A 13,780-nucleotide genomic window follows, 5' to 3' on the forward strand; every position below is an offset into this window, starting at 1 on the left:
GTTTCGTATTTAAACACAGTAAAAATCCTTAATTTTTCTTTAAATTTGCAGGCTTTATTGTAAAAATTAAATACTCACACATAGAGTAATACAAAAACTATACCAAAGAATGGAACTTGCATCAAAATACGATTCTCAAAAATCTGAAAACCAGTGGTATGACTATTGGTTAAAACATAATTATTTTCATTCTACTCCAGATGAAAGAGAGCCATATACCATTGTAATACCGCCGCCAAACGTTACAGGAGTTTTGCATATGGGGCATATGTTAAATAACACTATACAAGATGTGTTAATACGTAGAGCGCGTTTGCAAGGTAAAAATGCTTGTTGGGTTCCTGGTACAGATCACGCCTCAATAGCAACAGAAGCTAAGGTTGTAGCAAAATTAAAAGAACAAGGAATTAATAAGGCAGACCTAAGCAGAGAAGAGTTTTTAAAACACGCTTGGGATTGGACAGATGAGTATGGAGGAGTTATTTTAGATCAACTTAAAAAGTTAGGGTGTTCTTGTGACTGGGACCGTACTTCTTTTACTATGGACGATCATATGTCAGCATCTGTAATTAAAGTTTTTGTTGATTTATATAACAAAGGAAAAATATATCGTGGCTACCGTATGGTAAACTGGGATCCGGAGGCACAAACTACATTGTCTGATGAGGAGGTAATTCATGAAGAAAAACAAGGAAACCTATATTACATCAATTATAAAATTGAAGGATCTGAAGACACGTTAACAATTGCAACTACCCGTCCAGAAACTATTTTTGGAGATACAGCAATTTGTATAAATCCTAATGACGAGCGTTTTACTCATTTAAAAGGTAAAAAAGCAATAGTGCCAATTGTAAATAGGGTTATACCTATTATAGAAGATGAGTATGTAGATCTTGAGTTTGGTACTGGATGCTTAAAAGTTACACCTGCACATGATGTAAACGATAAAAATTTAGGAGATAAGCATAACTTAGAGGTAGTAGATATTTTTAATGCAGATGCTACTTTAAATAGTTTTGGTCTACATTATGAGGGGAAAGATAGATTTGTTGTTCGTAAAGAAATTTCTAAAGAGTTAGAAGAAAAAGGTTTTTTAATAAAAACTGAACAACATTTAAACAAAGTGGGTACATCAGAGCGTACAAAGGCTGTTATAGAACCAAGGTTGTCTGACCAATGGTTTTTAAAAATGGAAGAATTGGCTAAGCCAGCTATAGAAGCTGTTCTTGGTGATGATGCAGAGGTTAAATTATTTCCTAAAAAGTTTGAAAACACATACCGTCACTGGATGGAGAATATTCGCGATTGGAATATTTCTCGTCAATTATGGTGGGGACAGCAAATACCTGCTTATTATTTTGGTGACGGTGCAGATGATTTTGTTGTAGCAGAAAATAAAGAAGATGCGTTAAAATTAGCCCAAGAAAAATCTGGTAATGCAGCATTAAAAGTTGAAGATCTTCGTCAGGATGAAGATGCACTAGATACTTGGTTTTCTTCTTGGTTATGGCCAATGAGTGTTTTTAATGGAATATTAGAGCCAGAAAATGAAGAAATTAAATATTATTATCCAACAAACGATTTAGTTACAGGTCCAGATATTTTATTCTTTTGGGTTGCCCGTATGATAGTTGCTGGGTATGAGTATAAAGATCAAAAACCTTTTGAAAATGTTTACTTAACTGGTCTGGTTAGGGATAAACAAAGGCGAAAAATGTCTAAATCTCTAGGTAATTCTCCAGATGCTTTAAAGTTAATTGAAGAGTATGGTGCAGATGGCGTTAGAGTAGGGCTTTTGTTAAGTGCTGCTGCAGGTAACGATCTAATGTTTGATGAGTCTCTTTGTCAGCAAGGAAAGAACTTTGCTAATAAAATTTGGAATGGCTTTAGATTGATAAAAGGTTGGGGAGTAGCAGATATTCCACAGCCAGAAGCGTCTAAAATAGGATTAGAGTGGTACAACGCTAAGTTTAATAAAACGTTGTTAGAGATTGAAGACCATTTTAGTAAGTATCGTATTTCTGATGCTTTAATGGCAATTTATAAACTAGTTTGGGACGATTATAGCTCTTGGTTGTTAGAAATTGTAAAACCTGCATACCAAAAGCCAATAGATAAAACAACCTACAATGCTCTAATTACAGTTTTTGAGCAAAATTTAAAGTTGTTGCATCCGTTTATGCCTTTCTTAACAGAGGAAGTTTGGCAGCATATAGAAGATCGTACACCAGAGCAAGCTTTAGTTGTTGCGCAATGGCCAAAACAACAAAAAGTAGATGAGACTATTATTGCTAATTTTGATTTTGCTGCTGAGGTTGTTTCTGGAGTTAGAACAATTAGGAAAAATAAAAATATTCCAATGAAAGAAGCTTTAGAGCTTTCTGTGTTAAATGCAGAAAATGTTTCTAAAGAATGGGATGTTGTTATTGCTAAATTAACCAATGTATCTTCAATTAACTATGCAGATGCTGCTGTGGATGGCGCACTTTCTTTTAGGGTAAAATCTAACGAATATTTTATTCCAATGGTTGGCGCTATAGATATAGAGGCAGAGATTAAAAAAATAGAAGAGGAGTTAAAATACACTAAAGGCTTTTTAATTTCTGTACAAAAAAAATTAAGTAATGAGCGTTTTGTAAATAATGCTCCAGACAAGGTTATAGGTGTAGAACGTAAGAAACAAGCAGACGCAGAAGCTAAAATAGAAACTTTAGAAAAGAGTTTAAAAGGTTTAAAATAAGCTTGTTATTTTGATAAATATGCAAAAAGCTACTCTGTTTTAGAGTAGCTTTTTTTGTTAAAAGTGTAATGTAAATCGTTTGGTTTTTTTTAGTAAATTTGAGTAAACCAGACATTTATGATTAGCTATACCACTGCTCTTTTGTACGCTATTCCGTTTTTTATGCTTTTAATGGCTATAGAAATAGCTTACGGATATTTTATTAAAAAACAAATGTATACAGTATTAGATACTGTTTCTAGTATAAGTTCTGGGTTTACAAATATTATAAAAGATTCTCTAGGGATAGGACTGTTAATTGTGTCTTATCCTTTTTTAGTTAAACACTTAGCACTATTTAATATTGGTAACTCTTGGGGTGTTTGGCTCATTGGCTTTTTATTTATTGATTTTGCTGGTTATTGGAATCATAGATTGAGTCATAAAATTAATATTTTTTGGAATCAACACGTAATTCATCATAGTAGTGAAGAGTTTAACTTGTCTTGTGCGTTACGTCAATCAATTTCTAATTTAATTGGTTACGTGCCTTTATTATTGCTTCCAGTAGCTATTTTGGGTGTTCCAGAGCAAGTAATTGCTGTTTTAGCGCCATTGCATTTGTTTGCTCAGTTTTGGTACCACACAAGGCATATAGGTAAGTTGGGATGGTTAGAGTATGTTATTGTAACGCCTTCTCAGCACAGAGTACATCATGCAATTAATTCAGAGTATATAGATAAAAATTTAGGTCAAATTTTTAGTTTCTGGGATCGTCTTTTTGGTACATTTCAAGAAGAGTTAGATGAAGTTCCGCCTCAATACGGAGTTTTAAAACCTGCTGCGACATGGAACCCTGTACATATAAATTTTCAGCATTTTTTGCGTTTAGCTAAAGATGCTTGGCATACAAAAAATGTGTGGGATAAAATTAGAATTTGGTTTATGCCAACAGGTTGGAGACCAAATGATGTTAAACAAAAGTATCCTATTGATATTATAGAAGATGTTTATACTTTTGATCGTTATGCAACTGAAGCTTCTAAGTTATTTAAGGGGTATGTTATTTTTCAAATGTTTGCTACTTTAGGACTAATGCTTTTTTTGTTTTATAATTTTGAAAGCATAGGTTTTACAGCAGCTTTGCTTTATGGAAGTTTTATTTTTGTTGGTATTTATGGGTATACTACCCTAATGGATAGAAAAAAATATGCATTAACTATTGAGGTAATTAGGAGTATGCTGGGTGTAGCCTATTTAATAATACAAAATGGTTGGTTTGGAATGCAAGTATATTTTAAGGGGGCAACAAGTGTTATGCTGAGCTATTTTTTAATAACTATAGCGGCAACAATATATTTTACATTGTTAGAAAAAGAATTTTTTAATAAAGAGGTTGTAGTCTAGTTATTCTTTAATTCTAATTTCTTTCTCTACTAATTTTATGTATTTTTTCATTGCCTGTTTAGGCGATAAGTTTTTAGCTTGTATTAAAGCATTTGCTTTAAAAGCATTAATAAGTGGAGTTCTACTTCCTGGATTGTCAAAGTTTTTATGAGCTATACGGTAGTAAGCATACAGCTTTAAAAGTAAATCTGCAGGCAAAGGTTCTGTATAGCTATTAACGTACTCTACAGTCTCTAAAAACTCTTTATGTAGCTCTTCATTAGTCATCCTGGCTTGGTAAGGTAGCAATACAAGTTTTTGCCCCAACAACTTTTTGGTTTAATTTAACAGTAACTACGGTATCTAGTGGTAGGTAAACATCTACTCTAGATCCAAATTTAATAAAACCAGCATCTTCACCTTGGTGTACACTATCGCCAACTTTAGCGTAGTTTACAATTCTTTTTGCCAATGCACCAGCAATTTGTCGGTATAAAATATCTCCAAATTTAGGAGTGTTTATTACAACTGTAGTACGTTCATTCTCTGTACTTGCTTTTGGGTGCCAAGCAACTAAATATTTTCCAGGGTGATACTTAGAATATTTTATAGAGCCAGAAGCTGCATACCTTGTAACATGTACATTAACTGGAGACATAAAAATAGAAATTTGCTTGCGCTTACCTTTAAAATATTCAGGTTCTTCTACTTCTTCAATAACAACAACTTTACCATCCACAGGGGCTAAAATGTCATCAAAAGTTTTAACTACTTTTCTTTTAGGGTTTCTAAAGAATTGTAATATCAATATTAAAAAAACTAATGCAGCAACTTGCAAACCTAATCTTAGCCAGTTTAATGTAACAAAATATTGAGCAGATATAACTGCTGCAGCTACTAAAATAAAGGTAATGATAATAATTTTTTGTCCCTCTTTATGAAACATGTGAAAATATAATTAATGTTAAAAATGCAAATGGTGCAGCAAAGACTAAACTGTCTAAACGATCCCAAATTCCTCCGTGTCCTGGTAATATTGCTCCGCTATCTTTTACTTTAGCTTTTCTTTTAAATTTAGATTCTATTAAATCGCCTAAATTACCTGTTACAACTATTACGGTTGCTAATATAAGCCATTGTACAATACTTAAATTAGTTTCAAAGATAGAAATAATATACGCAGCAATTAAGGCAAATACTAATCCGCCTGCTGCGCCTTCAATAGTTTTTTTAGGAGAAACCGAAGGAAAAAGTTTGTTACGTCCTAATTTACGGCCAACTAGGTAAGCAAAACTGTCATTTACCCAGATTAAAATAAAAATTCCCATAATTAATATTTTTTCAAAACCACCACCTCTGTAAGGTATCATAGTTAAAAAAATACATCCACCTCCTAAAAATAATAGTCCGGTTAGGAATTTCTCAATTGGAGAAAAAGTTTTTTCTTTTTTAGAGAGTAAAAAGTATAGTAGTAGAACGTCTGTTATTAAAGTTGCAATAAGTAGTAAATTAATAACCCATTCATCTTGTATAAAATAAATAAAAGTCCACCAAAGTGCTAAATAGGCAACAAATACATAGTAACCTTTTAATTTTACTATACGTTTATACTCAAATAAACAAGCTAAACCAAATGCCATAAATAAAAAATCGAATGCATCTGAGTTTAAAAATACAGCCGATAATAAAAGTAATACGTAAATAATACCTGTTATTGCTCTTTTATAAATTTCTTTCATACTTATAAATCTTCCATCAAGATAAGATATAAGTTTTTAGCTGTACTTCCGTAAGATAAAAAATCTTCTTCTTTTATATTAGACTGAAAATGTTTTATGGTGGTGATGTTTGCAGGGATTCTGCCTTGGTATTTCTTTTTTATGCTTTTTAAACCATCTCCTAAGCTCGCGGTAAGCTGACTTGTAGTTGCATAAACAATAAAATTGTCTGGTAGCTCGTTCATCTTTCTTTCTTTTAACTGATTAGAAGAAATTAAGATAGATCCGTTTTGAGCTATTAAATGCTCGCAGGTTGTAAAGAACACCGTACTTTTTTGAGCAGATTTAGAAAATGTAATATGCTCGTTAGTAAATTTTTTTTCTAATCTGTCATCTAAAGAAAAGAAAGAACTGTTTTGCCAGTCGTTCTCTTCCATTATATTTTTTAATGCAGATGAAATTTCGTCATTAGAATCGCAGTAAATAAATTTACCGCCATTTTTTTTAAAATATATGGTAAACTTTTCGTCTATAGGTAAATCCAGTTCTGGCATATGAACACCACGGTTTTCTGCGGGTACATCCGAACTCTTTTTTTTACTGGTTCCAAAAAGTTTACCAAATATGCTCATTAAAATTCTTAAAATTTATACTATATACGTACTATTCTTCCTCTGAAGACTTAGTAGTAGCGTCTTTTTTTGCTTCTTCCTCTGCATTTTCTCTAACATCTTTAGCAAAAGGTCTCTTTCCAAAAATCTTTTCTAAATCATCTTTAAAGATAACTTCTTTCTCTAATAAGCGTTCTGCTAGCTCTGTAAGCTTGTCTTTGTTTTTGTCTAAAAGCTCTATAGCTCTTACGTATTGCTCTTCTATTAATTTAGAAATTTCTTCATCAATAATACGAGCAGTTTCCTCACTGTATGGCTTAGAGAAACCATAAGAGTCATTACCTGAAGAATCGTAATACGTTAAGTTACCTATTTTGTCATTTAAACCATAAACAGTAACCATACCTCTTGCTTGCTTGGTTACTTTTTCTAAATCACTTAAAGCACCAGTAGATATTTTGTCAAAAATAACTTTTTCTGCAGCACGTCCACCAAGAGTAGCACACATTTCGTCTAGCATTTGCTCAGAACGAACAATTAAGCGCTCTTCTGGTAAATACCAAGCAGCTCCTAATGACTGTCCCCTAGGTACAATAGTAACTTTTACTAATGGCGCAGCATGCTCTAGCATCCAACTTACAGTTGCGTGGCCTGCTTCATGATAAGCAATAGTTTTCTTTTCTCCTGGAGTAATTATTTTGTTTTTCTTTTCTAAACCACCAACTATACGGTCAACAGCGTCTAAGAAATCTTGTTTATTAACAGCTTTTTTCTCTTTACGAGCAGCAATTAAAGCAGCTTCATTACAAACGTTAGCTATGTCTGCACCAGAAAAACCTGGAGTTTGCTTAGCTAGGAAATCTAAATCTAACGTTTCTGCCGTTTTAATTGGCTTAACGTGTACTTCAAAAATTTCTTTACGTTCTCTAATGTCTGGTAAGTCTACATAAATTTGTCTGTCAAAACGACCAGCTCTCATTAATGCTTTATCTAAAACGTCTGCACGGTTTGTTGCTGCCAATACAATAACATTTGTGTTGGTGCCAAAACCATCCATTTCTGTTAGTAATTGGTTTAATGTGTTTTCTCTTTCATCATTAGAACCTGTAACATTATTTTTTCCACGGGCTCTACCAATAGCATCAATCTCATCAATAAAAATAATTGCAGGAGACTTGTCTTTTGCTTGCTTAAATAAATCACGTACTCTAGATGCACCTACACCAACAAACATCTCTACAAAATCTGAACCAGATAAAGAGAAGAAAGGTACTTTAGCTTCACCAGCAACGGCTTTAGCTAATAATGTTTTACCTGTACCAGGAGGGCCTACTAATAAAGCTCCTTTTGGTATTTTACCACCTAAAGATGTATATTTTTCTGGGTTTTTTAAGAACTCAACAATTTCTTCAACTTCTTCTTTAGCACCTTCTAAACCAGCAACATCTTTAAAAGATGTACGTGTGTCTGTTTTTTCATCAAAGAGCTTTGCTTTAGATTTACCAATATTAAATATTTGGCCACCAGCACCGCCGCCGCTACCACCAGACATTCTACGCATCATAAATATCCAAATACCTATGATTAATACAAATGGTAGTAAAGTAAATAACAAGTTTTCAAACGTGTTAGATTCTTTTTCACTGTCTATAATTGTATCAACATTATTTAATGCTTTTGCATCTTTTACTTCTTTTTCAAAAATTTCTAAAGAAGCATAGTTTACAACATAGCTAGGAGACTCTGTTGGATTTAAAGAGAAACTAGGTTTAGAAACAGGCTTGTGAGAGTCCTTTTTTAAGGCTTCCTCTGTTAAGTATACCTTTGCATAACCTGCATTAGATATAATCATTACCTTTTTAACATCACCGTTTTTTATATATTCTAATAAATCTGATGTTGTTTTTTTACTAGTTGATGATAAACCATCACTACTTAAAAATTGAAATCCTATAATTATAACTACTAAAATACCATAAATCCACCATGAGTTAAATTTAGGTTTAGTAGGTTTTGTGCTATTATCTTTTGCCATTCTTATTATTTACTGGTTATAACTACTTTCTATTGCGGTAACTTTTGCGTCTCCCCAAAGGCCTTCTATGTCATAGAAATCTCTTATTTGTTTCTGGAAAACGTGTACTACAACATTAACGTAGTCTAGTAAAACCCATTCAGAATTATCTGTGCCTTCTACGTGCCAAGGTTTATCATGTATGGCTTTACTAACGGTTTTTTGGATTGAGCCTACTATTGCATTAACGTGCGTATTAGAGGTACCGTTGCAAACTATAAAATAGTCACAAACAGTATTTTCTATTTCTCTAAGGTCTAGTAAATTTATATCGTGCCCTTTTACTTCTTCAATTCCTTGTAAAATTAAAGCAATAAGTTCGTCTGCACTAGGTGTATTTTTTTGCATTCAAAAATTTTAGATTATACAAAGTTATTGTTTTTTTGTTTTTTTAACTATTGTTTTTAACATAAGATTGCAGAATATTATTATAATCTACATATGCAGATAATCAAACTTAATGCCACCAACTCTACAAATGAGTATTTAAAAGAGTTAATTGTGTCTACCTCATTAGACGATTTTACTGTGGTTGCGGCAGAAAAACAAATACAAGGTCGTGGACAAATGGGAACACAATGGCTTGCTGAACCTGGTAAAAACTTAACATTTAGTGTTTTAAAAAAAAGTGAAGGTTTAGAGGTTGCAGATCAATTTTTGTTAAATATGTGTGTTTCTTTAGCTGTTTTTGAGGCCTTAAAAGAATTAAATATACCAAATTTAGCTGTTAAGTGGCCTAACGACATTCTGTCAGCTAATTCTAAAATATGTGGAATTTTAATTGAAAATATACTGACTGGCAGTAAAATACAGTCATCTATTATAGGAATTGGGTTAAATGTAAATCAGCTAGAATTTAACAATTTGCCCAATGTATCTTCTTTAAAGTTACTTAAAGGAGAGACTTTTAATTTAGATGAAGTATTAAGTGGGATACTAAAAAAGTTGAAAAAGTATCTAACTGCAGATTATTTAAATAGTCCAGACGCATTACGTGCGTTATATCAGGAAATAATGTTTAGAGTAGATAAACCATCAACTTTTAAAAGTAAAGAAGGAGAGTTGTTTATGGGCTTTATAAAAGGAGTATCCTCTAGCGGAAGATTAATAGTTCTACTAGAGGATAATATTTTTAAAGAGTATAACTTAAAAGAAATACAATTACTTTATTAAATAACACTTAGGTTGTCTGATAAGGTATCTATAAATTTAGTAATAGGCCCTTTTATCATCATAGCCATCATTGCATTAAATTCGCCTTCAAAACAAAGAGTAACTTCTGTTTCTGCTGCTGCAATGCTATTAATATCTGCAGTTAAAGTAAACGGAAGTTTGTCACTAGCGGCTCCTAATATTATTTTATTATTAGGATGTTGCTCTTTTAGTTTTAAAACTATTTCTGGCATTCCTTTAAGAGCAAAAAGAAATTTATCTTCACTTAATGCCTCAAATTTACTAATGTTTTCTGGCATTAACTGTTCAAAGTTTTTAATATCAATTAAAAAATCAAAAATTTCTTTGTCGCTTTTATTTACTGTTTTTTTTGGAGCTTCTATGTGCATAATATTATGGTTTCCAAACTGCTGGGTTACTTTTCCACTGCAGTAATGTGTTTAATTGTTCTTCTTTAATGTAATTAGTGTCAGACGCCTGTTGTATTAAATTAGGGTAGTCACTAAGTGTGTGTAATTCTATATCCTCAGTTTTAAAGTTTTCGTCTGCAACATTAAATCCGTAGGTAAAAATAGCTACCATACCTTTAACATTTGCTCCGGCCTCTTTTAAAGCCTTAACAGCATTTAAACTACTTTTTCCGGTGCTAATTAAATCTTCAATAACCACAACGTTTTGGTTAGGAGATAATTGACCTTCTATTTGGTTTTGTCTTCCATGAGACTTTGGTTCTGGTCTAACATATACAAACGGAAGTCCTAAGTACTCAGCAACAAGCATACCAATACCAATAGCACCAGTAGCTACACCAGCAATAACGTCTGGTTTGCCGTATAGTTCTTCTACTTGCTTAGCCATTTCTTCTCGTATGTAGTTACGAATTATAGGATAAGATAGAATAATTCTATTATCACAATAAATTGGAGATTGCCATCCAGAAGCCCACGTAAAAGGATTTTCTGGTTTCAACTTAATTGCATTAATTTGCAATAGAAGTTCGGCTGTTTTTTTTGCAGTGTCTTTATTTAAAACCATAGCGCAAATGTATAAAGTTTTTGTGAATGAATTGCCCTTGATTTTGACAAATAAACTGTCAGATATAGCAGATAATAAATATTTTTTGTTAAATGAAGAGGCAATTAACGAGGCAATTAAGGCCTTGTCTAAGAATAAATTGCCAAAGGCATACATCTACCACCCTAATAAAGAGGAGATTTTAAAAAAATTCTCTAAAAAAATACCAATAGTGGTTGCTGGTGGTGGCGTTGTAACAAATAAAGAGGGTAAAGTACTTTTTATTTATAGAAATGACAAGTGGGATTTGCCTAAAGGTAAGCTAGATAAAGGCGAAACTATAGAGCAATGTGCTATTAGAGAGGTTGAAGAAGAAACAGGTGTGCAAGGTTTAAAAATTGAAAACTTGTTGAAGATTACCTACCATATTTTTAAGCGAAATGGGAAGTACAAGTTAAAAGAGGTGCATTGGTTTGCAATGAAAACCTCATATAAAGGAGAGCTTACTGGCCAGCTTGAAGAGGGTATAGAGAAGGTAAAATGGAAAGGCCCAAGCAAAATTGCCAAGGCCTTAGAAAATTCTTATGCTAATATTAAAATACTGTTTGAAGAGTAATTTTAATTACTCTTCAATAATTTATAAATAGGATATTGCAAATGCGCTTTTTCATAATGTGCAGATTTTTTGTGCAACCAGTCTAGTTGTGCATACCAATTGTTTGCAAAACCTTGATCTTCAGTTTTTATTTTGTCAAACTCTGCTTTAAGCGCCGGATTGTTTTTTAATAATTTAGCAGCTACGTCTTCAAAAACATAGGGAGAAAAACCTTCTTTTTGCTGTAAAATAGTGTCAAAAAAGTTCCAGTTAAAAAATGAGTCAACTGCTTCTGGCTCTAATGTTTCTAGTATGTAACGCAAACCTGGTTGGTTTGTGGGAACAAAATAATCGCCCTTTAAAAATTGTACATTTTGCATACTACTAGTAACAGTTGTGTTGTTGTGAGGGTAGTGACCTTCATAAGCAGATTTACGTGTTTGGTAGTCTTTAATCCTGTAAGATGCAACGTTTATAATGGTGTCTTTTTCTAGTTGGGTGTAGTTTATTTTGTTAACCTCTAAAAACGGAATCACTTTTTTCCAACCTTTAGGAATAATATATGCTTCTGGTATGGTAACAAACTTTGTAGGTTTTATGTAATTTTTATATTCTACCTCTTTTGTAAACGGTCTAGACCTGTCGTACTTTAGTCTTGTAAGTCCAGTAACTTCACTCTCTATAAAATCTGCCTCATACCCTTTAAAGTTTAGAGTAGATGTTTTAGTGGTGTCTATTGTGTATTGTATAGGGTAAGTTGTTTTTTCTTGGTCTGCTAAAAAAGCATTTGATCTTAATTCTTTTATTTTTTTATGATCTTTTTCAGATATGTCTATCATTTTTTGCATTAGATAATACGTACCCATAACTCGCTTTTTATAAGGTTTAAGCATATGGGTTTCTACCATTAACCCTAGGGTGTTCCAAAGCGTAGTATAACCGGTTGAGTATCTAGGATGGTCCATAAATTGAGAAAAACCTTTTTCAGGAACACTATTAAAAACGTTTACATATGGCGTTATAGGCCAATTAATTTCTTCTAGTGAAGTTTCTAAATTTGGCATCATCTCTGTATGAAGATAATTACCCAGATCGCCACCTAATTTATTATGTTGTGTAAATAAATGTGTTAATGTATATTGGTAATCGGCACCATTACTAACGTGGTTGTCAATAAAAATATCTGGTTTTGTTAAATGAAAAATCTCTGCAAAAGTTTTTGCATTCTTGGTATCGTTTTTTATAAAATCTCTGTTTAGGTCATAATTTTGCGCATTACCTCTAAACCCGTACTCTTTAGGTCCGTTTTGGTTGGTTCTAGATGTAGAGTTTCGATTTAGTGCGCCTCCAATGTTATAAATAGGAATGGTGGTTAATACTGTTTTTCTAGGAGCACTAATTTTATTTACTACTAAATCTCTAAAAAGGAGCATTGTAGCATCTATACCATCACTTTCACCAGGGTGAATACCGTTATTAATTAATATAACCGTTTTATCCTCTAACTTATTAAAATTAAATTCTCCATCAGGATTATAAGTTACTAAATGCAGAGGAAGGCCACTATTTGTTTCGCCAATAGTAAGCACGTTTATTTGTGGAAACTCACGAGCAAGTTCTAAATAAAAATCTATAACCTCTGTATAAGTAGGTGTTTCTAATCCGTTGCTAGTTTCAAAAAAAGTCTGAAAATCTTTCTCCTTGTCTTCTGGTTTATCGCTACAAGCAATAATGCATAGCAAGCTAAAAAGACCTATAATTTTTTTCATTTTAAAAATTGATTTTTTGGTTTAATAAGGGGTGGTTTTGTATTTATAAAACTCTAACTGTATCTGGTACTAAGCTGGTATAATCACCATTGTTTCTAATAACATCGCGCACAATAGATGAGCTTATATAAGATTTGCCAGAAGAAGTTAGTAAAAATACGGTTTCAATTTCTGATAATTTTCTGTTGGTGTGTGCAATGGCTTTTTCAAACTCAAAATCTGCAGGATTACGCAGACCACGTAAAATAAAATGAGCGTCTACTTTTTTGCAAAATTCTACCGTAAGCCCTTCATAGGTCATAACTTTTATTTTTGGCTCATCTTTAAAAGCTTCACTAATAAATTGCATACGTTGTTCTAGGGTAAACATGTATTTTTTATCAGCATTAATACCTATAGCAATAATTACTTCATCAAAAAGTGTAATACCTCTGTTAATAATATCTGTATGGCCTAAAGTTAAAGGGTCAAAAGACCCAGGGAATATGGCACGTTTCATAGTAGTGGTTTTTATTTTAATGTAAAAATGTATTAAGTTGTATAGCAGATTTTTACGAACGCTAAAGTTACTTAATTTATCTTAAAGCCTCTGTTATTGCACTCTCAAACAATTCTGGTAAAGATATTCCTGCTGCTGCTGCTTGCTGCGGTAAAATACTTTCTTCGGTTAGGCCAGGTGTAGTATTCATTTCTAACATATATGGCTCATTGTCTACAA

14 protein-coding genes and 1 pseudogene are annotated in these 13,780 nt (G+C 32.5%); 4 read left to right on the forward strand and 11 right to left on the reverse strand.

All coding sequences use genetic code 11. The annotated features are described in order from the left end of the window. Window positions 1–109: 109 nt before the first annotated feature. Both ABJD66_RS05065 and ABJD66_RS05070 read left to right on the forward strand, forming a co-directional pair. A complete protein-coding gene (locus tag ABJD66_RS05065) occupies window positions 110–2,743 on the forward strand; it encodes a valine--tRNA ligase (protein ID WP_348128912.1) in 2,634 nt (877 codons plus the stop codon). A 117-nt stretch (window positions 2,744–2,860) separates the two neighbouring features. Next, on the forward strand, window positions 2,861–4,129 hold the full coding sequence (locus tag ABJD66_RS05070) for a sterol desaturase family protein (protein WP_348128915.1): 1,269 nt from the start codon (window positions 2,861–2,863) through the stop codon (window positions 4,127–4,129). Here ABJD66_RS05070 and ABJD66_RS05075 read toward each other — a convergent pair whose 3' ends face one another. Genes ABJD66_RS05075 through rsfS form a run of 6 tightly spaced genes read right to left on the reverse strand, consistent with a single transcriptional unit; the run spans window position 4,130 to window position 8,859 of the window. After that, complete coding sequence (locus tag ABJD66_RS05075) at window positions 4,130–4,396, reverse strand: acyl-CoA-binding protein (RefSeq protein WP_100895084.1); 267 nt, start codon at window positions 4,394–4,396, stop codon at window positions 4,130–4,132. It abuts the gene before it with no gap. Further along, window positions 4,389–5,054 (reverse strand): phosphatidylserine decarboxylase family protein, encoded by a 666-nt coding sequence (locus ABJD66_RS05080; protein WP_100895085.1) that lies wholly within the window; start codon window positions 5,052–5,054, stop codon window positions 4,389–4,391. Before ABJD66_RS05080 ends, ABJD66_RS05075 begins: the two co-directional genes overlap by 8 nt. Continuing rightward, window positions 5,044–5,847 carry a phosphatidate cytidylyltransferase gene (locus tag ABJD66_RS05085; protein ID WP_303545079.1) on the reverse strand — a complete coding sequence of 268 codons (804 nt, stop codon included), beginning with the start codon at window positions 5,845–5,847 and terminating at the stop codon, window positions 5,044–5,046. Before ABJD66_RS05085 ends, ABJD66_RS05080 begins: the two co-directional genes overlap by 11 nt. 2 nt (window positions 5,848–5,849) lie before the next feature. Continuing rightward, entirely contained in the window at window positions 5,850–6,458 is a 609-nt protein-coding gene (locus ABJD66_RS05090; protein ID WP_100895087.1) for an LUD domain-containing protein, read from the reverse strand. Between the two features lie 31 nt (window positions 6,459–6,489). Continuing rightward, window positions 6,490–8,472, reverse strand: coding sequence for an ATP-dependent zinc metalloprotease FtsH (gene ftsH, locus ABJD66_RS05095; RefSeq protein WP_100895088.1), 1,983 nt, complete (start codon window positions 8,470–8,472; stop codon window positions 6,490–6,492). A 9-nt stretch (window positions 8,473–8,481) separates the two neighbouring features. Continuing rightward, window positions 8,482–8,859 carry a ribosome silencing factor gene (gene rsfS / locus ABJD66_RS05100; protein WP_100895089.1) on the reverse strand — a complete coding sequence of 126 codons (378 nt, stop codon included), beginning with the start codon at window positions 8,857–8,859 and terminating at the stop codon, window positions 8,482–8,484. A gap of 93 nt (window positions 8,860–8,952) precedes the next feature. On the opposite strand from rsfS, the gene ABJD66_RS05105 reads away from it, so the two are divergent. Beyond that, window positions 8,953–9,684 (forward strand): biotin--[acetyl-CoA-carboxylase] ligase, encoded by a 732-nt coding sequence (locus ABJD66_RS05105; protein WP_348128920.1) that lies wholly within the window; start codon window positions 8,953–8,955, stop codon window positions 9,682–9,684. Here ABJD66_RS05105 and ABJD66_RS05110 read toward each other — a convergent pair. Both ABJD66_RS05110 and pyrE read right to left on the reverse strand, forming a co-directional pair. Beyond that, on the reverse strand, window positions 9,681–10,073 hold the full coding sequence (locus tag ABJD66_RS05110) for an SRPBCC family protein (RefSeq protein WP_348128922.1): 393 nt from the start codon (window positions 10,071–10,073) through the stop codon (window positions 9,681–9,683). The genes ABJD66_RS05105 and ABJD66_RS05110 overlap by 4 nt on opposite strands. A gap of 4 nt (window positions 10,074–10,077) precedes the next feature. Continuing rightward, a complete protein-coding gene (gene pyrE / locus ABJD66_RS05115; protein ID WP_013620152.1) occupies window positions 10,078–10,719 on the reverse strand; it encodes an orotate phosphoribosyltransferase in 642 nt (213 codons plus the stop codon). 7 nt (window positions 10,720–10,726) lie between these two features. On the opposite strand from pyrE, the gene ABJD66_RS05120 reads away from it, so the two are divergent. Continuing rightward, complete coding sequence (locus ABJD66_RS05120) at window positions 10,727–11,314, forward strand: NUDIX hydrolase (protein ID WP_100896827.1); 588 nt, start codon at window positions 10,727–10,729, stop codon at window positions 11,312–11,314. A 2-nt stretch (window positions 11,315–11,316) separates the two neighbouring features. Here ABJD66_RS05120 and ABJD66_RS05125 read toward each other — a convergent pair whose 3' ends face one another. The 3 genes and pseudogenes from ABJD66_RS05125 to ABJD66_RS05135 all read right to left on the reverse strand — a co-directional run. Next, complete coding sequence (locus tag ABJD66_RS05125) at window positions 11,317–13,062, reverse strand: M14 family metallopeptidase (protein WP_348128927.1); 1,746 nt, start codon at window positions 13,060–13,062, stop codon at window positions 11,317–11,319. Window positions 13,063–13,105: 43 nt separating this feature from the next. Then, a complete protein-coding gene (gene coaD / locus ABJD66_RS05130) occupies window positions 13,106–13,561 on the reverse strand; it encodes a pantetheine-phosphate adenylyltransferase (RefSeq protein ID WP_100895093.1) in 456 nt (151 codons plus the stop codon). A 76-nt stretch (window positions 13,562–13,637) separates the two neighbouring features. After that, a pseudogene (locus ABJD66_RS05135) lies at window positions 13,638–13,780 on the reverse strand (D-alanine--D-alanine ligase); the annotation flags it as partial.

The organism is Cellulophaga sp. (genome assembly GCF_039943695.1).
Taxonomy (GTDB): Bacteria; Bacteroidota; Bacteroidia; order Flavobacteriales; family Flavobacteriaceae; genus Cellulophaga.